The 23,753-nt window shown below is 58.3% G+C and carries 18 protein-coding genes; 9 read left to right on the top strand and 9 right to left on the bottom strand.

What is annotated here, in order from left to right; all coding sequences use genetic code 11:
- Positions 1–53 precede the first annotated feature (53 nt).
- The 4 genes from NT26_RS15870 (at position 54) to NT26_RS15855 (ending at position 5,026) form a co-directional block, all read left to right on the top strand.
- Positions 54–1,535, top strand: coding sequence for an oligosaccharide flippase family protein (locus tag NT26_RS15870; RefSeq protein ID WP_052640194.1), 1,482 nt, complete (start codon positions 54–56; stop codon positions 1,533–1,535).
- A 268-nt stretch (positions 1,536–1,803) separates the two neighbouring features.
- The gene (locus NT26_RS15865; RefSeq protein ID WP_162197794.1) at positions 1,804–3,219 is read left to right on the top strand and encodes a glycosyltransferase family 4 protein; all 1,416 of its coding nucleotides are present in this window, start codon (positions 1,804–1,806) and stop codon (positions 3,217–3,219) included.
- Between the two features lie 100 nt (positions 3,220–3,319).
- Positions 3,320–4,099 (top strand): LuxR C-terminal-related transcriptional regulator, encoded by a 780-nt coding sequence (locus NT26_RS15860; RefSeq protein WP_052640189.1) that lies wholly within the window; start codon positions 3,320–3,322, stop codon positions 4,097–4,099.
- Between the two features lie 648 nt (positions 4,100–4,747).
- Positions 4,748–5,026, top strand: coding sequence for a hypothetical protein (locus NT26_RS15855; RefSeq protein WP_142589511.1), 279 nt, complete (start codon positions 4,748–4,750; stop codon positions 5,024–5,026).
- Positions 5,027–5,637: 611 nt separating this feature from the next.
- On the opposite strand, the gene NT26_RS22440 is transcribed toward NT26_RS15855, so the two are convergent.
- A complete protein-coding gene (locus NT26_RS22440; RefSeq protein ID WP_082077823.1) occupies positions 5,638–5,898 on the bottom strand; it encodes a DUF982 domain-containing protein in 261 nt (86 codons plus the stop codon).
- Positions 5,899–6,133: 235 nt separating this feature from the next.
- Between NT26_RS22440 and NT26_RS15850 the strand changes: the two genes are divergently transcribed.
- Positions 6,134–7,306, top strand: a complete 1,173-nt coding sequence (locus tag NT26_RS15850) for a glycosyltransferase (protein WP_052640184.1) — start codon at positions 6,134–6,136, stop codon at positions 7,304–7,306.
- A gap of 320 nt (positions 7,307–7,626) precedes the next feature.
- Here the strand turns inward: NT26_RS15850 and rfbA are convergent, their stop codons facing one another.
- From rfbA to NT26_RS15825, 5 genes are all read right to left on the bottom strand, one after another.
- Positions 7,627–8,574, bottom strand: coding sequence for a glucose-1-phosphate thymidylyltransferase RfbA (gene rfbA, locus NT26_RS15845; RefSeq protein ID WP_082077730.1), 948 nt, complete (start codon positions 8,572–8,574; stop codon positions 7,627–7,629).
- Positions 8,571–9,473, bottom strand: a complete 903-nt coding sequence (rfbD, locus tag NT26_RS15840; RefSeq protein ID WP_052640182.1) for a dTDP-4-dehydrorhamnose reductase — start codon at positions 9,471–9,473, stop codon at positions 8,571–8,573. The genes rfbA and rfbD overlap by 4 nt, the downstream gene beginning before the upstream one ends.
- Positions 9,461–10,537, bottom strand: a complete 1,077-nt coding sequence (gene rfbB / locus NT26_RS15835) for a dTDP-glucose 4,6-dehydratase (protein ID WP_052640180.1) — start codon at positions 10,535–10,537, stop codon at positions 9,461–9,463. Before rfbB ends, rfbD begins: the two co-directional genes overlap by 13 nt.
- Positions 10,528–11,109: a dTDP-4-dehydrorhamnose 3,5-epimerase gene (gene rfbC / locus NT26_RS15830; RefSeq protein ID WP_052640178.1), complete on the bottom strand. Its 582-nt coding sequence runs from the start codon at positions 11,107–11,109 to the stop codon at positions 10,528–10,530. Before rfbC ends, rfbB begins: the two co-directional genes overlap by 10 nt.
- 243 nt (positions 11,110–11,352) lie before the next feature.
- A complete protein-coding gene (locus NT26_RS15825) occupies positions 11,353–11,835 on the bottom strand; it encodes a hypothetical protein (protein ID WP_052640176.1) in 483 nt (160 codons plus the stop codon).
- A gap of 608 nt (positions 11,836–12,443) precedes the next feature.
- On the opposite strand from NT26_RS15825, the gene NT26_RS15820 reads away from it, so the two are divergent.
- The 4 genes from NT26_RS15820 (at position 12,444) to NT26_RS15805 (ending at position 19,752) form a co-directional block, all read left to right on the top strand.
- On the top strand, positions 12,444–14,144 hold the full coding sequence (locus NT26_RS15820; RefSeq protein WP_052640174.1) for a hypothetical protein: 1,701 nt from the start codon (positions 12,444–12,446) through the stop codon (positions 14,142–14,144).
- A 106-nt stretch (positions 14,145–14,250) separates the two neighbouring features.
- Entirely contained in the window at positions 14,251–16,233 is a 1,983-nt protein-coding gene (locus NT26_RS15815) for a hypothetical protein (protein WP_052640172.1), read from the top strand.
- A gap of 12 nt (positions 16,234–16,245) precedes the next feature.
- Positions 16,246–18,408 carry a type I secretion system permease/ATPase gene (locus NT26_RS15810; protein WP_244467628.1) on the top strand — a complete coding sequence of 721 codons (2,163 nt, stop codon included), beginning with the start codon at positions 16,246–16,248 and terminating at the stop codon, positions 18,406–18,408.
- A gap of 9 nt (positions 18,409–18,417) precedes the next feature.
- Positions 18,418–19,752 carry an HlyD family type I secretion periplasmic adaptor subunit gene (locus tag NT26_RS15805; RefSeq protein WP_052640168.1) on the top strand — a complete coding sequence of 445 codons (1,335 nt, stop codon included), beginning with the start codon at positions 18,418–18,420 and terminating at the stop codon, positions 19,750–19,752.
- Positions 19,753–19,783: 31 nt separating this feature from the next.
- On the opposite strand, the gene NT26_RS15800 is transcribed toward NT26_RS15805, so the two are convergent.
- The 3 genes from NT26_RS15800 to NT26_RS15790 all read right to left on the bottom strand — a co-directional run bounded on the left by NT26_RS15800 (position 19,784) and on the right by NT26_RS15790 (position 23,749).
- Positions 19,784–21,232, bottom strand: a complete 1,449-nt coding sequence (locus tag NT26_RS15800) for an efflux transporter outer membrane subunit (RefSeq protein WP_052640167.1) — start codon at positions 21,230–21,232, stop codon at positions 19,784–19,786.
- Between the two features lie 928 nt (positions 21,233–22,160).
- Complete coding sequence (locus tag NT26_RS22975) at positions 22,161–23,003, bottom strand: GNAT family N-acetyltransferase (protein WP_244467627.1); 843 nt, start codon at positions 23,001–23,003, stop codon at positions 22,161–22,163.
- On the bottom strand, positions 23,000–23,749 hold the full coding sequence (locus tag NT26_RS15790) for an aspartate/glutamate racemase family protein (protein WP_052640164.1): 750 nt from the start codon (positions 23,747–23,749) through the stop codon (positions 23,000–23,002). The genes NT26_RS22975 and NT26_RS15790 overlap by 4 nt, the downstream gene beginning before the upstream one ends.
- Positions 23,750–23,753: the final 4 nt, after the last annotated feature.

Here is a 23,753-nt window from a genome sequence, read left to right as displayed (position 1 = left end):
CTGGTGGCAGTTGTGCTCAAAAAAGGAACGAGCCCTTGGTCGGCCGATCATCTATGTCACGCGCGCTTGCGCCTGCGGCTGCCCCAACCGAACCGGCCGAGCGTGCGGAGCCACAAGCACAGGCAACCGCGCCAAAAGAAGATGTTGCTCGATCTCCCGTCAAACGGTTTCGCTTGAGCGTATTGCGCGCGGCAGGATGGTCGATCGGTGGATATGTATGCATTCAACTGCTGAGGATATCGAGCAGCCTTGTCCTTACAAGACTGCTGGTGCCGGAGATGTTTGGTCTTATGGCGGTAGCGACAATGGTTCAGGTCGCTGTCGCAATGCTATCCGACCTCGGCCTTCGTCCAGCTGCTATTCAAAGTCCGCTAGGCGACCAGCGTAACTACCTGGATAGCGCCTGGACACTGCAGTTTCTTCACGGGCTGTTGATCTGGGCAGCCTGCCTCTGCGTCGGCTACTTAATTTCGGTGGCACAGTCGCAGGATTTGATGGCCGCCGGCTCCGTTTACAATGAATCGGCTCTGCCTGCAGTGATCGCCGTCAGTTCTTTCAGCAGCGTCATTGCCGGCCTGCAATCGACAAAAGTCATCACGGCGTACCGCCGTCTTGAGCTCGGTCGCCTGACGGCGATCGAACTGGTTGCGCAGTGCGCTGGCCTAGGCGTGGCTGTCGTCCTGGCAGTACAGACGAGGTCTGTCTGGTCCTTCGTTTTTGCGACACTATGCTCTGCCGCTGTGACTACCGCGCTGAGTTTCCTGTGGCTTTCCGGTCGCGGGAACCGGTTCAGGCTCGATAGGGATTGCGTGAGAGATCTGATCCGCTTCGGAAAGTGGGTGATGCTTTCCTCCACATTCACCGTGGTAGCGAGCAACGGTGACCGGATCTTGCTAGCAGGATGGGTGGGGCCGGCGACGCTTGGCCTCTATATCCTGTCATTCAACCTCGTGTCGATGTTGGAGGGCGCGGGTAGTCGCCTGTTCCACTCTGTTGCCGTCCCGGCTTTGAGCCAGATCCGCCGAGAAAGTCCGGAGGGGCTTGCTCAGGCCTATTGGAGGCTAAGACTGCCGTTTGACGTCATATTCGTCACGGCAGCCGGTGCCATTTTCGCTACGGGCGATGTCCTGGTAGCGGTGTTGTACGATTCTCGTTATGAAGCCGCCGGGTCGATGCTGAAAATCCTCTCGTTCAGCCTGCTTTTCAGCCGCTTCGGTATCTTGGCCAATGTCTATTTCGCTATGGGTGAGCCACGCATACTCACTGCCTTCAACTTTGTCCGTGGGCTCTCGATCTTCCTACTCCTCCCGATTGGATACCTCTTGTTCGACGTTATCGGAGCTGTCTGGGCTGTGGCTCTGCATGGAGCACCATCTTTCTTATTGCTCCTATTCTTCCAGGTGCGGCATCGACTGAACAATCTGAAGCTCGAGCTCTTGGTTCTTCTGGCATGGCCGCTCGGCTACGTTGCAGGGCTATTAGCCGAATGGATGCTCTCCCCGGTTGCTATCCTGCCCCAACTGGCCGATCGGTGATTCGGTAGTAGCTTAACTACTCCGATGGGCGGAGATCCTTAGCGCATCTAGTGGATTGCTCTACCCTGTACGAGCACCGTAGGATTTCTCTGGTTGGGGGATGCGTAGCGACGCCGAATTCGCGGACGTCAAGCGATTCATCCTTTTGGTCAAGATTCTGAGAAGAGGCCGCATTTCGCCAGCGCGGACTGCGGGGACCGGTCGGCTCGCGATGATGAACGCTGCAGAAATGACTTGCGCAATTCGAGCGCCAACAGCGGGAGCCGTGTTGGCAAGTGGTGACGGCAAAGCCATGCCTGACCATCGTCGCCGGGTTCTTCTCATCGCCGAGGCCGCCAATCCCGACTGGCCAAGTGTGCCCCTCGTTGGATGGAACCTCTCACGGGCGATAGCGCAACGTGTCGACGCCCTGATCGTCACGCAGGTGAGGAATAGATCTGCCTTCCTCCGCGAAGGTCTTATTGAGGGCGAGGATTTCATCGCCGTCGACAATGAAACGACGGCTAGGCTCTTTCATGGGATCGGCGAGATCCTACGGGGCGGTGACAATAAAGCATGGACGCTGGTGACGGCGCTATCGTCCTTGGCCTACTACAGCTTTGAACGAGAGCTGTGGCGAAAGCTCAAGGACAGGATTCGAGCCGGCGAGTTCGCTCTGGTGCATCGCATCACGCCGCTAAGTCCGACCAGCCAGAGCTTGTTGGCCCGCAAACTCTCGAAGATCAACGTACCATTCGTGATAGGCCCCCTGAACGGCGGCATTGCATGGCCACGAGGCTTCTCCGAGGTGCGCAGCAGAGAAGGGGATTGGCTTTCGTTCGCGAGAGGGCTCCATCGGCTCTTGCCTGGCTACCGGGCAACTCGTGCAAAGGCATCGGCAGTGATCGCAGGCTCGCGTGCCACCTTGGCCGAGTTACCGACAGCATGCTCCGACAAGAGCTTTCTGTTGGCTGAAAATGCTATAGATCCAGCGCGCTTTCCATTCACACAACGACCGCTTCGCCATGATCGCCTGCGAGTTGCGTTCGTCGGGAGACTGGTTCCGTACAAAGGGGCTGATATCCTGCTGCAGGCGATTTCTTCGCTCGAGGCGCGGGCAGATGTCGACGTGACCATTGTCGGGGATGGACCCCAACGGCCCGAACTCGAGGCGCTAGTACGGGTTCTGAAGCTTGAAAGTCAGGTGCGCTTCGCCGGCTGGGTTGCCCAGGAAAAACTCGCGATGGAACTATCCGACTGCGATCTTCTGGCCTTGCCGAGTGTGCGGGAGTTCGGAGGCGGAGTGGTCATCGAAGCAATGGCACTCGGGCTCGTTCCGCTCGTCGCGAACTACGGAGGACCGCCGGAGCTGATTGATGCCGGAAGCGGCCTTGCAATCGATTTCAGGGACCGCCAGAGTTTGGGTGCCGGCTTCACCGCCGCACTTGAAGGGCTCATGGCCGACCGAGCCGCGATATCTGCGATGAGCCGTGAAGCGGGCGCGCGCGCCCGCGCCTATTTTACGTGGGATGCCAAGGCTGAGCAGATCCTAGCTATTTACAACTGGGTCTGCGGCGATCGCAGCAAACCGCTGTTCTCCATCCACTCAGAGCAGGCGCTAATGACGACAAAGTTGACGAAGAGCAAATATTACCAATTCCTTAATAACCGTAGACAAAATCATCCCAAAGTAGTAAGCAAATAGTCTATTTGTGCCGGATCGTGCGGGAACAGATAGAGTCGGCGACATAGGAAGAACACTGTAAGCCAGATAGGTATGGCGTAACTGTCGAAAGGGGGAGACCATGGACTCGGCAGCAAGTGTACATGAAGCATCAGCCTTCGTTAGAAGGGTACCTACGCCCAAGGATGTCTCGCAGCGAGGCCGAGAGAGCAGCGCCGTGCCGACAGCCGCCGGTGATGGCTGCCTTCTTGTTCTGGACGGGCGGGTCCTTGACCGGGAGTGCCTTGCAAAGGCCTTGATCAGCCGGGGAATCCAGAAGGAGGTCCTTGCCGTCGGCTCCATTGATGAATGGAAGAAGGAGAAAGACGTCCATCCTCCGATTCAAGCCATCCTTTTCAATGTTGGCGGAAGGCGCGCAGACGATGAGACGATGGGTGCGGAGATGGAGCGGTTGATGAGCGAGATGGGGTCAATCCCCATTGTCGTTCTGTCCGACAACGATGACCTGCCTCAGGTGCTGAAGATGTTGGAATATGGGGCCCGCGGCTTCATTCCGTCATCAGTCGGGGTTGCTGTTTGCATCGAAGCATTGTCATTGGCCATGGCGGGCGGCATCTTCGTTCCGGCCAGCACAATACAAGCAATGAGCCACCTGGTTCCGGAGCCTCCATCGACGGGCCGCCGTCCTCTGTCTGGGATGTTTACTCCGCGTCAAGAGGCGGTGGTCGAGGCTTTGAGGAGAGGCAAGGCTAACAAGATCATTGCTTATGAACTCAACCTCCGCGAAAGCACGGTTAAAGTCCATATCCGCAATATCATGAAAAAACTCAAAGCAACCAACCGGACGGAGGTTGCTTACAAGCTCAACGATATCTTTGCGGACGGGAGGCAGCGGCACTGAGACATGGCAAAACAAGTGAACCGATGTCGCCACTCGTGAATAGCGGGTGGCGCTTTCATTTTGTCCGAAGGCATCCGTTCGCCGGATGACTAATCCGATACGCTATGGGCCTCGACCATAGAACCGCTTGAAAATTGGTCACATTACAGTCTCTCAGTTCTACGTCGGCGCCGCGCCCCCGGTCACCCATAACCGACCGCCGCCAGGCTCGAGCGATTTAAGGCTCCTGCCGTCGCGGCGGCTTCTAAGTACCAGCTGCAGCAAAGGTTTCGGCAAAGACCGAGGGACACCGTCTCTGGCTATTGCAGACACGCCTCGTCCCGAATCTTGGAACGAGTTGCAGCCCTTCGTCCATGTAATCGATCCGGGGAAATCTCGGGGCACGCTAGGCTTGGTCGACAGTCGTGCATGCGGAGTATGCCTTCCTATCTCTTCGGACGCGTGTTGCGAATACCAGTACATCTTAAATAGGTAGGGGGGGATCCGATTTGATACGGCCAATTTGCCCGTTAAACGAAGCTGTTTCTGTAGGAAACGGGTAATATATGGATGGGTAAGGTACGTTAAAACTATTCATTTCATTGTCGAGAACTGAAGCCTGTCAGCTAATTGAAGACTCAGTTCTGGTTGTGGCGGAATGGGGGACGCATGTCTGTTTATGTTGTCACGGTAGATCTCGATCGATTAGGAACTAACTATAGTGTACTTCGAAAGAAATTGTTTGCGCTGCATGCCTTGCAGGCTCAAGGATCGGTATGGTTGGTGAGATATGATAGTGGGGCTGACGCCTTGCGTGACCACCTGCAGACTGATCTCGATCAAAATGACCGCTTGTTCGTGGCAGCACTCAACGACGAGTGGGCGACTTTCAACATGGCGCCTTCTCGCCGCTGGCTGGAGGAAGCCGGTCCCCTTTCTGCCCCGTGAGCTGTTGCTAGGCACTGCCGTCCTTGCGGCAGGCAGGAGGAGGAGATGGGCGCAGGAAGATCTCCCCAGCAACTTGGTTTGATGCTGCGGCATCCAGCGGTGCGGTTGTTGACATTATTGCTCTTACTCCACATCGCGCTGCCGTCAGGGCAGCGGCGACATAGGCAGCTTTCCAAAGGTGATCCGGCAAGGCCGAGCTCATATCGCAGCCACTCTGGATCAAACACTACGACGGGCCGAGGATGGTCGGCCAACCGGTTCCCTCACAAGACTTTTCGACCGCGAAGGGAGCGCAGCCCACAGGGCGGCCTTTCTAAGACACGCGATCCGAGAGGCATGAGCGGCTTAACCACATTCAACAAAGTGAGGTAAAAATCTTCGCCCTAAGCCAAACAGCCGAGGCCCATACCCTCTTCGATGCCTTGAGCCAACAGCGCATCTGATGCATCATGAAATCTCAAGGTTGGGGGAAGAACGGGCCCGGGGACGCGTAGATGAGACGTCGCCGGGCTCTTCTTATGAAGGCGAGCAAGGGCCCGAAAGCGCGAAGCGGCCCTGCGGGCTCGGCAAGTGTCAATGGGCCGGCGCCGCAGAAAGAGCCACTCTGTAGGTCAATCCAGCAAGCAAGCTTCCTGAGCCGCTGATATAAAGATGTTTCGCGCTTCTTCAACACTGGCTCGCCGGTACATCGCTGCGCGGCACCTGCTTTCGGCAAGGTCGTGGTAGGTGCCACCGACGAAGGGCCAGCGGTCAGCAAGGTACCGACAGGCCTCCGCAGGTCCTTGCACCAGTTCGATCGGACCGTAGCCAATCCTTATTGCAACCGGTACCCGCCACTGGACTATGTCTTCACGAGCTGATGACGAGATCATTTTCTGCCCCCCCGACAAGAAAATGGCTTCAATTATGCCATCGCTGCCTCCTAGAAGCGATCAGTGCAGCATACCTAATCGTGCTGATGTCAGGGTTCCTCTGCCACCCCATCAGGCTGTCGTGATCGCCGGAGGTACAATACTTCCGATTGCGGATCTCATTCGAAGGAAGGATTTGCCCCGGCTGCCATCCACAGGTGAAAGTTGTTCTTGATCTGCAGGAGAGAGACTATCCGTGGCATCACATCGACTGGCATTATTCGTTACCGCTCCCGTCATCGAACTCCCTGGGAACAAAGTCGTTCTGGACAAGAAGTTCGTGCGTGGAATCGAGGCACATCTCGAATACTGGAACGGGCCCCTGCGATGTTTCTTGCGGCGGGGCGCTCGGGAAATACCTTTTGGACAGGCGTTCAAGTCCGACGCCCTCGGCTTCGACCTGTCTTTGCTGGAGCCTAACCACCGGGTGACCGATACCTGTCTGGCCAATTTCGATGTTGCATTGCTTTCGGGAGACAGTACTGCCGACCTGCTGTCGCCCACTTCCATCGCGCTGTCCCGATGCCGTCTCGCTTATGGAATCGAGTATACGCATCAAACGCGCCAGCGGATAAACCAGCTTGAGTCGATCGGTTCGATGAGAAAGGCCGTTCGTGCGCTTCGTATAGCCAAGACGGAGATGCGTCGTCGGAGCGCCTTCCGGCATGCGGCAGGTCTGCAGTGCAACGGGTATCCGGCTCACGAGGTCTATGGGTCGCTGAACGCGCGCAGCATGCTGTATTTGGACAGTCGTGCCCTCCCTGAAATGATGGCGACAGAGGAGGAAATGTACGCCCGGGAGCGATGGTTGTTGTCGGGGAAGAGCTTGCGGCTTGTCCACTCTGGCCGTCTTGAGCCAATGAAAGGCGCTCATCAACTCGTTCCCATAGCTCAGCGCCTCAAGAAGGCTGGTCTCAACTTCACATTCGACATTTATGGGGCGGGGAGCCTAGCAGGACTGATCTCAGACGCAATCAGGTCACATCACCTCAGCGATGCTGTACGTCTTCATACATCGGTAGATTACGTTCGCGAGTTGGTTCCTACCATGCGCCGCAGCTATGATCTCTTCGTGAGTGCACATCTCCAATCTGATCCTTCGTGCACCTACCTTGAAAGCCTGGCCTGCGGCGTGCCTGTCGTCGGCCATTGCAACCGAATGTGGCGCTCTTTATCTGAGGCATCGGGAGGGGGATTTGCGGTGTCGCCCGCAACGCCGGCCGCCATGGCTGAAATGATCTTAGACTTAAACAACAGACGGTGGGCCGTCGTGGAGGCAGCACGAAGAGGCCTAGCGTTTGCGAAACGCCACAACTTTGCCTCCCAGTTTCGGTCGAGGATGGAGCATCTGGCAGACCTGGCTAGATGAGTTACTGGCTCGCCTTGAAAGATCAAAGCAGTAATCCTACGAAATTCTTGGATGAGGTGTAGGGGGCGAGCCCCCAGGGTTGGGGGGGGCGGGGGCTCGCCTGCATGTCTGGCCCGGTCAGGTCAGACATGCATTTTTGGGCTGCAGCTATTGCTCCGAGCAGGCCAGAGCTAGCGTCAGTCGTAAACTCACTGCATTTTCAGGGTAGCGCGAGATTCGAGGCGATGCATCGCCCGCCTTCGGAGGCGGCAGGGTATAAATCAGGTGACATACACACCTTCAAAAGGTTTACATTTCCTTGGGTTGCCTAATTTCCGGCGTCAGTTCACCGGGGCCAGCTGTGTTTCCACCATCGATGTTCTGGTGACTTTGTCGACGGCTGTCTGACGAGATTGATCGCTTTCCAGCTCCAGTAATCGTATCAGATAACGACCGTAGGCGCTCTTGGCCTGAGCTGCTGCACACCGTTCGAATTGCCGCTCATTTATCAAGCCTCTTCTCAAGGCGATTTCCTCAGGACAGGCTATCTTGAAGCCTTGGCGGCGTTCGAGCGTCGCAACGAACTCCGCCGCCTCGAGAAGACTATCGGGCGTTCCCGTGTCTAGCCAGGCATAGCCGCGTCCCATACGTTCAACATGCAGGTTTCCCTGTTGAAGGTAGAGATTGTTGAGATCGGTGATCTCCAGCTCCCCTCGTGCGGAGGGAACGAGATCGGCGGCAAGATCGACCACCGTTTCGTCGTAGAAGTACAGGCCGGTTACGGCCCAGTTGGAACGTGGTCTCTGCGGCTTTTCCTCAATCGAGAGTGCCCGCATCGACCTGTCAAACTCGACCACACCATAGCGTTCAGGATCGCTCACCTGATAGGCAAAGACAGTCGCACCGCCCGTTGAATGAGCTGCGGTAGCCAACAATTCGGGGAGCCCGTGGCCAAAGAAAATGTTATCCCCCAGGATCAAGGCCGACCGGTTTCCAGCAACATGATCCGCTCCGATAATGAACGATTGCGCAAGCCCTTCAGGCCTGGGTTGAACAGCATATGTGAGGGTGATTCCCCACTGTGTCCCATCGGACAGTAGGCGCTGAAAACCGCCTAGGTCCTGCGGCGTGGTGATTAGAAGAATGTCGTGGATGCCAGCCAGCATCAAAGTTGTCAGCGGGTAATAGATCATCGGTTTGTCGTAGACCGGCATCAACTGCTTGGAGATGGCTTGTGTAATAGGATAAAGCCGGGTCCCTGATCCCCCGGCAAGAATAATACCTTTCATTGCGCAGTTTCCTTCGCCGGGAGTTGAAGACAGATCTCCACTATGTCCCTCGCTGAAGTCTGCCAGTGAGGCATAGTGATCCCATATCGTTCCTTGATCTTCGTGGCGTCGAGACATGAATTCTGCGGCCTCATAGCGGCGGTCGGGTATTCCCTCGATGACACTCGTTCAATCCGGATGCGTCGCGCGGTGGCCGCCTCGACAGCCCCAAAGATGAACTCGGCGAAGTCAGCCCAACTGGCGTCCCCGGCAGGCGCAAGATGAAAGACGCCTCGTAGTTCCGGATGACCATCCTGCAGGAGCCGATGTGCGAGTGCCAGGATGGCTGACGCAGCAGCAAGCGCGGAGGTGGGTCGGCCTCTTTGATCGGCGACGACGCGAACAGTATCTTGCTTCGCTGCGAGCGCCAGCATCGTCTTCAGGAAGTTCTGCCCGAAGGGAGAGTAGAGCCAGCCCGCTCGAATGATCACATGATTGGCTGTTGCCGCTCGAACTTCGGCTTCCCCAAGTAGCTTCGACGCACCATAGACTGACAAGGGCTCCGTCTGGTCCGCCTCGGTGTAGGGTGCTGGTTTGGAGCCGGAAAAGACGTAGTCGGATGATATATGGATTATCGGAATGTTAAGCGCGGAGGCCGCCGCCGCGACAGCGCCTGCGCCCTTCGCATTCGTTGCATAGGCCAGATCCGGAAGATCCTCAGCCTTGTCGACAGCGGTGAAAGCCGCTGCGGAAACTATGAGGTCGGGTTGCCTGCAAAGCACCGCCGTCATAACCGAGTCGGGCTTGAGAAGGTCAAGTTCGGGTCGCCCGATAGAGATCAGATCCAGCCCGTGAATCGGCGCAAGGTGCCGCAGGCACCGAAGCAGTTGCCCGTTGTTTCCGGTGACTAGGACACGCATAAGCTTCCTCCAACGAACTGGCCCACGCGGCGAGGAAGGGGTGGTTCGAACCTTTCGCTCAGGGGGCCCCACCACCAAGGGTTGTCCATGAACCACTTGACCGTCTTGTAGAGGCCGGACTCGAAGTCTTCCTGGGCCTGCCATCCCAGCTCATGCTCGAGCTTGAATGCATCGATGGCGTAGCGCGCATCGTGCCCGGGCCGGTCCTCAACGAACCGAATGAGGCGGCTATGCGGAGCCGCCATAGGCATGAGTTCATCCATGATGGCGCATATTTGATTGACCACTTGCAGATTGGAACGCTCGTTACGACCACCGACATTGTATCGGGCCCCCGGACGTCCGTGCGCGGCAATCAAGCCGAGCGCGCGTGCGTGATCATCGACATGAAGCCAGTCGCGCACATTCGATCCGTTACCGTAGATTGGAAGCGCCCGGCCCTGAACCGCATTGAGGATCATCAAAGGGATTAGCTTTTCTGGATACTGGAAAGCCCCATAGTTGTTGGAGCAGTTGGTCACGATGACTGGTAGCCCGTAGGTTCGATGCCAAGCAAAGGCCAAGTGATCGCTCGCCGCTTTCGATGCCGAGTAGGGCGAGGACGGATCATATGAACTTTCTTCGGTGAAGAGGCCTTCGTTGCTCAATGAGCCGTAGACCTCGTCTGTTGAGACATGGACGAACCTAAAGGCATCTGCAGCGTCCGCATCCAGGGTAGCGCGATACCGCCGTGCCGCTTCCAGGAGGCTGAACGTGCCCACGATGTTGGTCTGCACAAAATCAGCAGCACCGTTTATCGACCGATCGACATGGCTTTCAGCGGCGAGATGAAGAATGGCTTGAGGGCGGAACTGCACCAAGGCGTTCAGGACCCGTTCAGTCTCGCAAATATCGGCCCGGATGAAATTGAACTGCGACGTATGCGCAACGGCCGAAAGCGATGCGAGGTTGCCGGCATATGTCAGCTTGTCGATCACAAGTACGTGTGTATCGCAGACCTGAATGAGGTGCCGCACCACCGCCGAACCTATGAAGCCGGCTCCTCCTGTTACGACTATACGCATGGGGCAACTTCCTGATGGTGGACTGGCGCGTCGGCGTGCATCTCTTTCAGGCGTGGCTGCGACGCATCCTTTGGTGAGACAATCACCGGCCCTGCGATGGGCCATCTGATGCCGATATCCGGATCGTCCCATGCAATCCCGCCCTCATGCGACGCGCTATAGGGTGCTGTTACTTTGTAATTGGTGATTGTATCCGGCTCGAGGCTCATGAAACCATGAGCAAATCCTTCCGAGATCCAGATCTGAAATCCGTTCTCGGCGGATAAGACCATTCCGAACCAGTCCCCGAATGTCGATGAATTGGTCCTAAGGTCAACGGCGACATCGAAAATGGCGCCTCGGGGGACGGTAACCAACTTGCCCTGTTGAACCGGTGAACGTTGGTAGTGGAGCCCCCTTACCGTCGCCGGGCGGGAGCAAAGTGATTGGTTGTCCTGTACAAATCTCACGTCCGCCACCTGGGACCTGAAGAAATCCTCGCAAAAAAGCTCGCAGAAATATCCGCGGTCATCAGAATGTCTGCTTGGGATGATCACGACGACGCCTGCAAGTGTGGTGGGTTCGATCCTCATGGTGACTCCTGTTGGCGATCAGGCGCTTGACCTGATTACGGAGACGTCAATTTCGAGGATTGGCCGGATGCGGTACGTTGAGATGCACCTTCAGCTGCATGTCTGAAGCGCGCTCTCATCGATCAGTCCCAACCCTAAGCGGATGGTACCTTGGATCGGATGGCCTCGCGCAGTTGACCGTTCGGACGAATAGCAGCACCTTTCGGCTTAGAAATGGGCGAGGCCGCCGACGCTGCTGGCAGGCTACTGTGGGAAGCCGTAGCGCACGGTTATCTCCCAAAGCTCGCGATTTATGCTGACCAGGGACGCAATGCTGTCTTTGATCCGTCCCACTTCGGCATCATCAAGGGCTTCTACCTTGCCATACTTTATAGCGTCCTTGCTTTCAAAAATGCGCAGGGACTGCGTCAATCCGATTTCTCCTGCGGGATCGAATGAATAGATACAGTGATTATACTTGTTGCGCAGCTTAGCCTCGTCACCTAACCGGCGGGTCACGTCAAGGACATCTGCGCGGCAGCGCGGCTCTGTCCTTTTCATCTTTGCCAGACGCTCGACAAGATCCATGCGCGCGCGGGGCGTATTGAGGGTCAGGAAAATGACAATTGCTGTCTCTTTGTCGACACCTGCCAAGCCGGCGATCATGTGGATGAGCAGGCTCTCGGTATTGGTCCACGTGTAGTTCATCTGACCGACGAGGAGGAGTACGTCCTTGAACTTGGGCATTGTGCTTTCGATCCTGAAGACCGCGTGAATCGTATATTGCCTTGGGTATGATGAGAGCGTCCGCGGTGAGCCATTTTACTGTGCCAAGCGAGCTTCGTCATCCCGTGCTGTAGTCGGACCAAGGATTGCGACAGACGCGACCCATGAGGGCAGCCCGGCAAGAGATGACAGTGGCACATGGGCCGGCGAAGGGGAGGTTTCCCTCCCGTAGCTGAAATCCATGAGGGTCAGTCCGTAAGATCGGTTTTTCAGGCGTAGTTGAGGTCGAAGGCCCCGAAACCCTCCAGCTCCCTCTTCCGACGTAGTCGACCTTCCAATGGCTTAGTTCAAGCGGGCCAGAAGGGCAGGGGGCTAGCCCCAATTGGCAACTTATCGATCTCGCCTGACGGGCACACACTTCGGCCCGTGGATTGGCCTGCGTCCGGCGAGGAGGCTGGTGTGCCAACCACTCCCCGCAACAAGCACGGGAGGACCGTCGATCAAACCAGACACAGGTTTCGCTGCGGGCCTTTTTCGCCCGCGATTTCACAACCTCATTCGCCCGACCAAGGCCCCAAGGAGATGAAGGGTGGTCACGTTGCGGCAATGGAACGACAAGGGACATCATCATGTCGAGCAAGCGTAGCAACCACGAGATGAACCTGTTTCCGATCTTCAATGATGACGATCAGGAACAACAGCAGCAACAGCAGCAGAGGCAGAAGGAGCAGCAAGAGCAGGCTCAGGACCAGTCACAATGGTCCAATCAGAACCAGCATCAGACGAGTGAGTCGACCAACCTGAACGGCAACGGCAACCTTAATCTGAATGGTAGTGCTAATCTGAATGGCAACGCCAATTTGAACGGCAATGCCAACTTCAACGCCAGCGAGAACATCAATGAGAACGTCAATGAGACCACGGTCGATGTTGGTGTAACCGTTGATGTTGCCATGGATGGCTACCTTCCGGATGACGACGACTTTGCAGACATTGACGTCAGCGGTGGCAGCTCCGTGGAAGGCGTCTTCAACATCAAGTTCGAAGACATCCTGAACGAGGCGCTCGACGGCGAAGGCAATGACGTCGGCAATGTCCTGAGCCAGGTCGCCAACATTCAGGACGACGACCATCTTGGTTCTGCGTCCGTCAACAACAACGGAAACTTCGAGCTCCATCAAGGCGCTTCCGGAGGATTCGCGATCGCCAGTGATGGCATCGACGCCGGCGGCTCCGGAGGAGACGGTGGCAACGATGCTGATGCGGATGGCGGTGATGGTGACGACGGCGGCGATTCGACCGCCGGAGGAGCAACCGGCGGCGCAGGCACCGGGGGATCTGCTGGAAGCGCAGCGCTAGGCGGCATCAGTGTCGGCGGTCTTGCAGCCGGCGGCTATGGCGACAGTGGTGACGCCACAAGCGGTGACGCGGACGGCGCCCGTGGCGGAAGCGGCAACGGTGCCCGCGGTGGCGACGCCCTTGGCGTTGGCCTTGGGCTGGGCCTTGGCCTGGGTGCGGGTCTGGCGTTCGGTGGAGAGGGTGACTCCGGTGGAGATAGTGAAGGCGGCAATGGCGGCGACGGCGACGACGGCGGTGATGCCGACGGCGGCAACGCTGGTGCCGGCGGCGCTGGCACCGGTGGAGACGCGATCCCCGTCGTGGGCTCGCTGGGCCTGATCAACCCGATCCTGGTCGGCGGCAATGACGGCGGTGATGGCTACGGCGGCGATCCGGCTGGTGGTGCTGGCGGCGGCGGCGGTGCCGGTGGTGCCGGTGGTGCCGGCGGTGGCAGCGGCACGGCCGGGGCAGGCGGTGCCGGTGGTGCAGCAACCGGAAGCGGGAGTGGCACCGGCAGTGGCAGTGGCAGTGGCGCTGCGACCGGTGGCGCCGGTGGTGCTGGGACAGGCGGGGCCGGCGGTGACGCGGACAGCGGTGACGCGACGAGCGGAGCGGCCACAGGTGGAGCCGGCTGGGCCGGCGGCGGTGACGGCGGCGCAGCCCTCAGCGGTGCCTGGGCGGACGGCTTCGGCGGTGATGCCTTCGGCGGCTGGTCCATGGGTGGTGCCGGTGGTGCCGGCGGTGCCGGTGGCACGGCAACGACAGGCTACGGCGGCGCCGGTGGCTCAGGCGGTACCTGGGGTTCGAGCAATGGCGATGACGGCTTCGTCACCGGCACGAGCTCGGCATCGGCGGATGCAGCCATCGACACCAATGCCTTCAACCAGGAGATCGTGCTGGGAGCAAACCTGCAGCAGAACGCGATCGACATGACGATCGTCGGCGGTAGCCTGACCAGCAACGTCATCGGCGAGGATGATGACGCCGCCTAAGGGTGGCGCATCGCCCCGACATTGAAATGGATCTGCGCGATGATTTCGCGCAGATCCACCCACTGGGACCTCGCCACCGACGAGATCCAGCCAAGGAGTGCTCATCATGCTTGGTATGGACAAGACCACCGAAGAGATTTCACACTTTATCGGGATATTCCACACAAGTTTGGAGGCGGCTCGGCAAAGGGATAGTTACGATGACTTCTCCTTCTCGCTTCCTCGACAAGACGTTCAATCAAACACCAGCGAAAGCGAAACGTTCGCCACGCCGTTCGAGCTTCTAGGCTATGACCCATTCCTCTTCTACCGGCCGGTTGCGCCGCTCTTTCCTAAGGCGACTTTCTGGGAAGTTCCTTCACCTGTGATGGCGGCTCAGTCGGTGGTCGAATGGCGAGAGTCGCCCCCCCCCGACACGCAGCTGATGGTGCGAATGCCGGCTCCCGTACCGGCGGCCGAAATCGAGATGCCCCCGATTGAGCCAGTTGGCTCCGTGCTCAACTACATCCAGCAGCATATCATCCTCAGTGACAATGACGTGTTCTCGGTCGGAAACCACGCCTTGGCGGTCGTCGGGACAACAATGGCCACGAAGTCGCTGCTTGATGCGGCGGACATGATCACGTCCATGTTCCCGCTCTCGGACGTCGAAGCTCCCGGATCGGTCGATGAGATGATCTCGCTTGTAAAGACCGCCGCGGAGGCACTCGATGTTGCGGCCCAGGAGGGCGATTTTCTCGTTGCCCAGACCGGCGCTCTTTCGGGAAGCTACGTCAACGGTGAGCTGGTAACGGAGGTCCCTCGGCTTGAGGACTATCACTCATTTGAGGATGAAGAAGATGAAGGGTCAGACGATGCAGCCGGCGATGCCGGCGACCTGGCTCTAGCCAACAGTGGACCTCTTGCGGAAGCGTCGGTTACCATAGAGGCTGGCGAGAATGTGCTAGTCAACAATGCCGTACTGAAGACGCTCTGGACCGGTGCGAAGGTCACCGCCGTCCTCGGCGACCATGTGGAGGTGAATGCAATTGTCCAGATCAACGCGATCTGGGACGAGGACGATCTCGGGGTGGCATTCGCCGGCTGGAACAGCGGCGATCCGAACCAGCTCTTCAACATAGCGAGCTTTGAGCGGGAGGGTGGTTCTACTGATGGGCAAGACACCATATCAGAAGCATTTCCTGCCTTCTGGACGGTCACGAAAATCAGCGGTGACCTGATGATCGTCAACTGGATCGAGCAGTACACCTTCGTCAGCGACCAGGACATCGGGATCGTCTCCGCCTCTGGAGGGCATGCCCATATCGTCAGCGGCGGCAATACCGGCGTCAACCACGTGTCGATCTACGAGCTTGGGTTTGCCTATGACCTGATCATCATTGGCGGGTCGGTATATGACGCAAGCATCATCCAGCAGTTCAATATCCTGTTTGATTCCGACACAGTTGATGGCGCCGGCGGCTTCGAAACCTCCGGTGCGGGCACCGTTTCCTCGTCTGGCAACCTCCTTTGGAACCAGGCGACAATCTTCAACATCGGCGCGGCCGACCGGTTCGAGGGGCTGTCGCAAGACTACGTAAATGCGGCGATGTCGGCCGCCGGCGGTGAATTGGATCTATCTGCTGAGATCCTCGATGATCCTGCATTCGCGGGCTTGGCTGGCTTGCGCGTCCTCTACATCAGCGGTGATATGATCAACCTGCAACTGGTGCGGCAGACGAATATCGTCGGCGACAACGACCAGATCGCGCTGGCAATGGATGCGATGGTGCCGCGCACGGGCGCAAGCTACGTGGTTGAGACCGGTGGCAATACGCTCGTCAACAATGCTGCCATTCTAGACCTGGACTCCCTCGGCAAGACCTATGTCGGGGGCGAGCAGTATTCCCAAGAAACGCTCATACAGGCTGAGTTTATCTCCTCACGGCCGGACCTGGGCGGGCAAGATCCGACGCTCCTTGCAAGTGAAGCGGTACTTTTTCTTGATGACAGCATGCTTGAGCCGGATCCAGACCCGGCACCTGGGGTCCTAATCGTTGCTGATCATACCCAGAGCCAGGACGACGGCCTGCAAACGATACTGCACTAGGGGAGACAGGTCTTGAACATTCGACATGAGAGCTTTTCACAAGGGGGCTCGTCTTTGCCAAGGGTCGGTAACGTTGGGCTGACGCCGGCTGATCCGAAGCTCCGAGACTCCTTCGAGAAGATCGACCGTGCGGTCGAAGCCTGTCTGCGAGTGGCGGAAGGTCCGCCTGCTTCCGAGGTATTGCTTCGCGAGGTGCGGGATCCCCAAGAGCGGCCGGAGGCTTCTGATGATGATATCATTTCGGTCGACGCTGTGTCGCCCGAAGACCTGGGTATGCAGGAGACGGTCGCACGGGATGACGGTCCTCGAGCGAAGACAGTCGAGGGCATGACCACGATAGACGGAGACTGCGGTCCGATCGAAGCCAAGAGCAGTCGTGAGGATGTGGGAAAGACGTTCTCTTCTGGAGGCGGCAAGGGCTCCGGGAATGGCAATGGGACGTTTCACAAGCGTCTGGGTCCGATCGATTTTGATGCCAGTCTCAAGGCGGCACTGAAAGCGGTGCGTCATAACCTGGCAGTCGTCATGCTGTTCACGGTGATCAGCAACATCCTCGTGCTCGCCATCCCTATCTACCTGTTCCAGATATCGGACCGGGTGCTGACCAGTCGCTCGATCGAAACTCTGGTCATGCTTACGGTGATCATCGTGGGGGCGATCCTGCTGCAGGCGATGTTCGATGCACTCCGGCGCTTCATCCTGATGCGTACTGCGGTCGAGGTCGCTGCCAATCTGGGAGCGCCCATTCTTGGCGCCGCGGCACGCGCTTCGTTGCAGGGCTCGGGAAAGGAGTATCAGACGCTCGGTGACCTGCAGCAGGTTCGCTCCTTCCTCGTCTCTCGCACTCTCCTCGCCTTCCTGGATGCACCGATAGCACCGCTATTCGTGCTTGCAGTCTTCCTCATTCACTTTGATCTCGGCCTGATCGTGGTCGCCACGGCCATCGTCCTTCTCATCCTGACGCAAATCAACCAGAAGCTCACAGCTACACCGTTCACTGAGGCCAACACAGCGCAGGTGAAGGCCAATCTACATGTCGAGTCGATGTCCCGCAATTCTCAGATCATCAATGCGCTGGCGATGATACCGGAGGCGGTGCGCATATGGGGGAGAGACACCGCAACGTCATTGAGAGCACAGGTGGTTGCGCAGGATCGCAACATTGCAATTGCCGCTCTTTCCAAGGCAGTGCGTCTGCTGACACAAGTAGCCCTTCTCGGCTGGGGCGCCTTCCTGTCGCTAGAAGGGCAATTGACCGGAGGGATGGTCATTGCCGCATCTATCATTGCAGGGCGGGCCCTGGCACCCATCGAGGGTGCTATCGAGGGGTGGAACCAATACAGCCAAGCACGTTCAGCCTACGGACGGATTACTGCTCTACTGACATCTTCACCACTTGCTTTCGAACGGTTGAGCCTCCCCAAGCCGGAAGGTCGGCTGGATGTGGAGCGGCTACTATATGTCCCACAAGGCACGAAACGCGTAGTCCTGAACGGCCTGTCCTTCTGCCTGCAACCCGGTGACTCTCTCGCCATCATAGGCAACTCCGGCGCCGGCAAAACGACGCTCGGCAAGATGCTGGTCGGGTCAATCCTGCCTACGTCCGGAAGTGTTCGCCTCGACCTGATGGACCTGCGAAACTGGGATCAGCGGCAATTCGGGGAGAATATCGGCTATCTGCCTCAGGATGTGCAACTCTTTCCAGGAACGATCAAGGCGAATATCGCCCGGATGCGCACGGATGTGGACGACGAAGCAATCTATCGCGCTGCCGTGCTTGCTGACGTTCATGAAATGATCGCCAACCTGCCACACGGCTACGAAACCATGGTGGCGGGGGACGGCTCACCGCTGTCCGGTGGTCAGAAGCAGCGGGTCGCATTGGCGCGCGCCTTTTTCGGTGATCCACGCTTCGTGGTGCTGGATGAACCGAATTCGAACCTTGATAATGCTGGAGATGCTGCACTCAAGCGTGCGCTCAAGCATGCAAAGGAAAACGGTATCACCGTTGCTACCATCACGCAGCGCCCCGAGCTGCTTCACATCGTCGACAAGATCCTCCTTTTGGTAAATGGCACCGTGGCGTTGTTTGGAACGCGGGGTGACGTCCTGCAGGCTCTGGAGGGCCGCGGCATCAGCGTAACCACCGGCTCCTTCGGCCATCAGTTGCAGTAGGAAAGTGCCATGAGTGACATCGCCAAAGTTCACGACATTCAATGGTATTCCGAAGTTCCGCGCTCCATCTGGAAGCAGACGCTGATCGGCTTGCTTCTGATGGCGCTGTTCCTCGGTGGGTTTGGCACATGGGCCCTGACCGCGCCCCTCGCTGCTGCGGTGATCGCACAAGGAAGTTTCGTCGCCACAGGCCGCAACAAGATCGTTCAGCATCTGGAGGGCGGCGTGATCCGCGAGCTTCTCGTCAAAGAAGGCGATCGTGTTGTGGAGGGGCAACCGCTCGTAATTCTGGATGAGACGGCGGCCCGTGCCAAGAGCAGGGAGCTGTTTCTGCGCCGGGTCCTTCTGGAAGCCACGGCAGCACGGCTGACGGTGCAATCGGAACAGGGGGGGCGCTATGTGCCGCCGCCCCTCGTCGCTGGCCACCGCAACGATTCCGAGGTCAATTCCATCCTTCGGAGCCAGGAACTCAATTTCAAGGCCCAGCAGGTGAAACTCTCGGGAGAGCTGTCCTTGTTGGTGCAAAATATGGAGGCTCTTCGATTCAGGGCCAAAGGTTATTCGCGTCAGAGGGATGCGTACCTGCAGCAACTGAATTTGCTCAAGGCAGAACATGAGAGCAAGAAGCTGCTGCAAAAGAAGGGTGTTATACGCGCGAACGACGTCCGAACCTTGGAGCGTGCCATGGCCGATGCGACGGGGCAGATTGGGCGGCTGGAGGCGGAGGTTGCGGAAACCGAGGCCCAGATAGTCAAGACGAAGCAGGAAATGGAGAGGGCACATCAGTTATATAGGCAGGATGCTCTCGATCGCCTGCAGGATATTCAGAGTGAGCGGGACATGGTGCGCGAGCAACTTACACAGGCGGAAAACGTCTTGGAGCGGGCCACAATTCATTCTCCGGTGACCGGCGTCGTGGTACGGACTCACTACAACACGACAGGCGGGGTCATCGAGAGCGGGAAGGGAATCCTCGAGATCCTGCCCTCTGGCGTGCCGCTTATCATCGAGGTCCAGATCCCCCGCACTTCGATCGACCGCGTGAGAGCGGGACAGACGGCAACCGTCCGTCTCATCTCACTGAACCAGCGGACAACGCCGGTTTTGAACGGGAAGGTCATCTACGTCTCGGCGGACGCGTTACAGGACGCCCGCGAGGCGAGCCAGGACGTCTATGTCGCCCGCGTCGATGTGCCTTCCCAGGAATTGGCCCGGGTTCATGGCTTCAGTCCCACGCCAGGCATGCCGGCTGAAGTGATGGTCCAGACGGAATCGCGAACGTTCTTCAATTATCTTGCCAAGCCGATTACAGACAGCATGTCGCGGGCATTCACGGAGCGATAGGTCGGGGCAGAGGAGTTCGCGCCGTGGCCGCTTATTTGCTTGGCATAGGTGCGGCGGATGCGAGGAGGGTGGCCGTCGGAGGGCTATAGGCGTAGCCACCTCCGATAGCGATGTTCAGCGACACGAAATCCTGGGCCATCTGCCGCACAGCCTCTGCGAGGTTCGCCTGAGCCGTGGATACCTGGCGTTGGGCGTCCAGAACGTCAAGCAGGGACGAGGCGCCATCGCGATAACTTGCGGTGGCAAGCTCCAACGCTTCCTCATAGGAGCGCACGGTATCGCGCAGGGCCGCGACGATGCGGGTGTCCCTCGCCACGGCGGCGAGAGCATTCTCGACTTCCTCGACAGCATCTAGAACAGTCTGCTTCCACGCGAGATAGGCTTCGCGTGCTATGGATTCCGATGCGCTTACGTTGGCTTTCAGAGCGCCGCCGTCGAAGATCGGCAGGGAGAGGGCAGGCCCGAACGACCACGATAAGATACCGCTCTCGCCACTGCTGATGCGCGTATAAGACGGGCGGATCGAGCCGCCTAGGGTGACGGCTGGGTAGAGTTGTGCCTCGGCAACTCCAATCTCGGCAACGGCGGCTGCGAGTTGCCGTTCGGCTGCTCGAATGTCGGGTCGGTTGCGAATGAGGTCCGCCGGTACGCCAGCATTTGCCTTGAAACGGGCCACCGGCTGGCGAGCTCCCTTCTGCAGTTCAGGCAGAAGTGCGGAGGCCGGAAGAGCCAGTAGCGTGGCGACCCGATGGGTCGCACTGCGGAACTGCGTTTCAAGCCTAGGGATCTCTGCGAGTGTGGTGTTGACCAGACCTTCAGCCTGAACGACATCCAGACGCGACGCTGCACCGGCTTCAAGCTGAAGGCGCGTCAGGTCAAGTGTCTCTCGACGTGAGGAAAGGCTCTGCCGGGCGAGCGCCATACGCTCCTGGTAGTAGCGGACGTCGATGTAAGCGGCGACGACCTGGGAGAGCAGGGTGAGCCGGGCCACGTCCACGCTGGCATAGGAAGCATCGAGCTGTGCAAGCGCGCTCTCCCGCGACCGCTTATACAGCCCGAAGAGATCCAGCAACCAGGACGCGTCGAGAGCTCCGGCCACCGTCGTTTGCGGTGAGGTGGAGGTCGGGCTCAGAGAGCCGCCGATGTCTCTGGTGCCGCTCCGTTCCGCCTGTGCTCCGAAGTCGAGTGCGGGTAGTGCGCCCGCGCCGGCCTGAACCACGGCAGCCTCGGCCTGGTTGATCCGTTCAAGCGCCTGAAGAACGTCCAGGTTCTGAGACAGGCCCTGTTCGACATAGCCGTTAAGGCGGCTGTCATTGAAGGCGGTCCACCAGGCGTGCGCCGACACATCGCCATTGCTGCTGGCTGGCCCTTCCGTGAACTGCGCGGGGAGAGCGATTTCTGGCGCAGCATGCTCCGGTCCGACGACACAGCCGGAAAGGAGAAGAAAAGCGAGAGGTGCCGCTAAGTGGATGGGTTTCATGTACTGCCTGCGTTCCGCCAAACAAGATTTGTCTCCCGATGGTTATCGGGACCCGCCGGAACTCAAGGCGTTTCATTTATATTACCAATTAAGCTTAATAATAGGTTACGGCGGACCGAATAGGCCGCCCTTCCGCCGAGGTTAGCGGAGTCCAAACACTGCATTGAATGACCTGCCACGACGACCAGGATCGGAATCTATAGTGGCTCCTTCGTGATTAGCTATGCTGCTGGCTCGTTGGACGTCGTCCCGCGAAGTCGGCTCCCAGCCCTGTTGATGACCCCGCAGAAGGAGCACTTAACCCGGATTGCGCTGCCTGCCTGATCGCATCGAGGGAGCGTCGCCGACAGGGTGATCGCTGTCTCTCGTGATCAGTTCTGCAATCAGAAGTGGGCAGATCCAGTGCCGCTACCCTTTGATAGGGCGATGAACGTGCAGGGTGGATTGCCGTTTTGTTGGTTATTAAGGCCATTGCGGGCAGATCTTTTCTGTCCTCGGCCTTAGTGGCAGCTAATTGTAGTTGCCGCATCTGTTCCTCGTCCAGGGACTCTTGCGTGAGTTCTTCCCCGTTTTTGGACGTTCGGCCGACAATACACCAGGCGATGACAGCGAAAAGGCAACCTACCAGAACGAAAGCAAAAACACTATTGCCGCTCCTCCCAAAGCAGCTACTGATTGCCAAATTAATAGCGGAGGATGCGCTGCAGGAGGAGATGTCTATTAGTAGATACTACCTTTGCGGAGGTCCCGACTGGCCATCAAGGCGGACGTGGCATTCTCTCGAACACTGCAATGTCCGCTACCGACGGAGCGCCCAGTTGTCCGCTTCGCCACGATACCCACTTTTGGAAAACAAGTACGACCGCTCCTATAGTTCACCGGTTTGATGCGGCGATTATGTTGGCTTCCTTTGCCTGCCCACGGAAGACTACCCCAACTCAAGGGTTGTAAGGGCGAAGACGCCATTGGTATCAAGCCGTGGCTTGCCATTCTTGTACATTCTCGCTGTTGCGAAGCTCGGCGCCATGCCGTGCCCTTCGAGGATGCGTGAAAACGCGGTCTGCATTTCAGGAACGTCCACGTGTAAGGTCTCGTTCGGGGCGAGGTTGACGCAAGCATTCAACAACCATTCGGCATCTTCCAGGCTATCCGCGAAAAGCGGCCCGATCTTGCAGCCGTGATGACAACGGCGGACTACCGCATACCCTGTAATCGCCCCGTCATGCTCGACCGCGATCGCTTGTCTCGGCGGTTGGAGCCACGCGCCAAGGAATGCTTCCCTTCCGCAAGGGAACTTCTGCGCATCATAGGCAACAATTTCACGCACCATTTGTGGTGATATGGAAGAGCATGCTTCTGTGCTGGGGCGGAGCAAATCAATCCTGCCGCTCCAGCGGATCGTCTTGTAGGCTTCCACGAAACCTTTTCGCGCGTAATTTTCCTGCTGCTCCGGAACGCCGTCCAGACCGACAATTCGTCCCGTCAAGAGATGCATGCCGGCGTCCCACACGCGCTTGCCAAAGCCTCTACCGCGATAGTTCTCAAGGCAGATATAGAGTCCGATGAAGCCAAAGTTCCCGGTATAACGGACTGCTGAAATACCTGCGACCAGCCTGTCGTCGCTGAAGCAGCCTATGAAGCCAGCCGGGTCTGCGTTGTAGAAGGCGGTAGCGTCTGCCAATCCCGGGTTCCAACCTTCTTTTCGGGCCCAATCAAGCAGAAGCTCCACCTCCTCAAAGGTAAGCCGGCGAATGTTACAGTAATCGTTCACGTGGTGCATGCTCCGCTTACCGGGGCAAATGACTCGAGGATGCCGGCATAACGCTTCTGAAGCGGATACGCATAAGCGCCTTGCTTGGCGGTGGTAAGTCCCAGCGTGACAAGGCATTCTGCCTGTTTGACGGCGGCCGCGACCCCGTCGACGACGGGGACGCCGTATTCGGCCTGCAACTGCCTTGGCAAATCCGCCATGCCGGCACAGCCGAGCACGATGGCTTCAGCGCGGTCTTCGCGCAGTGCGCGCTCGATCTCGCGGCACAAGCGTTCGCGCGCCGACGAGGTAGGATCTTCCAAGGAGAGCACGGGAATATCGGCGGCGCGAACGGTTGCACGGCGACCGACGCCATAGCGATCCATCAGCGCTTCCAGCGGCAGCCTTGATCGTTCCATCGTCGTTACAACGGTGAAGCGCTGGGCGATGAAGGAGGCCGTCGCGACGGCTGCCTCGCAGATGCCGATCACGGGGATCGCGGCTGCGCAGCGCGCTGCATCAAGTCCCGTATCGTCGAAGCAAGCGATGATCGCGGCCTGAGCCCTGTCTCGCTCGCCGAGCCGGACTGCCTGTAGCAGTCCGGGGACGGCCAGGGCTTCGTCGTAATAGCCCTCGATCGAGGCGGGTCCCATGCTCGACGTGACAGGAAGAAGCTCCGTGTCGGCTGCCGCGACGGCTTCGGCTGCCGCTGCAATACGCTCCGTCATGCTCGCGGTCGTATTCGGATTGACGATGAGAATGCGCATGGGG

It is taken from the genome of Pseudorhizobium banfieldiae, assembly GCF_000967425.1.
Taxonomy (GTDB): Bacteria; Pseudomonadota; Alphaproteobacteria; order Rhizobiales; family Rhizobiaceae; genus Neorhizobium; species Neorhizobium banfieldiae.
Note: the sequence above shows the minus strand (reverse complement) of the source record. Positions and strands in the feature narration are given on the sequence as shown.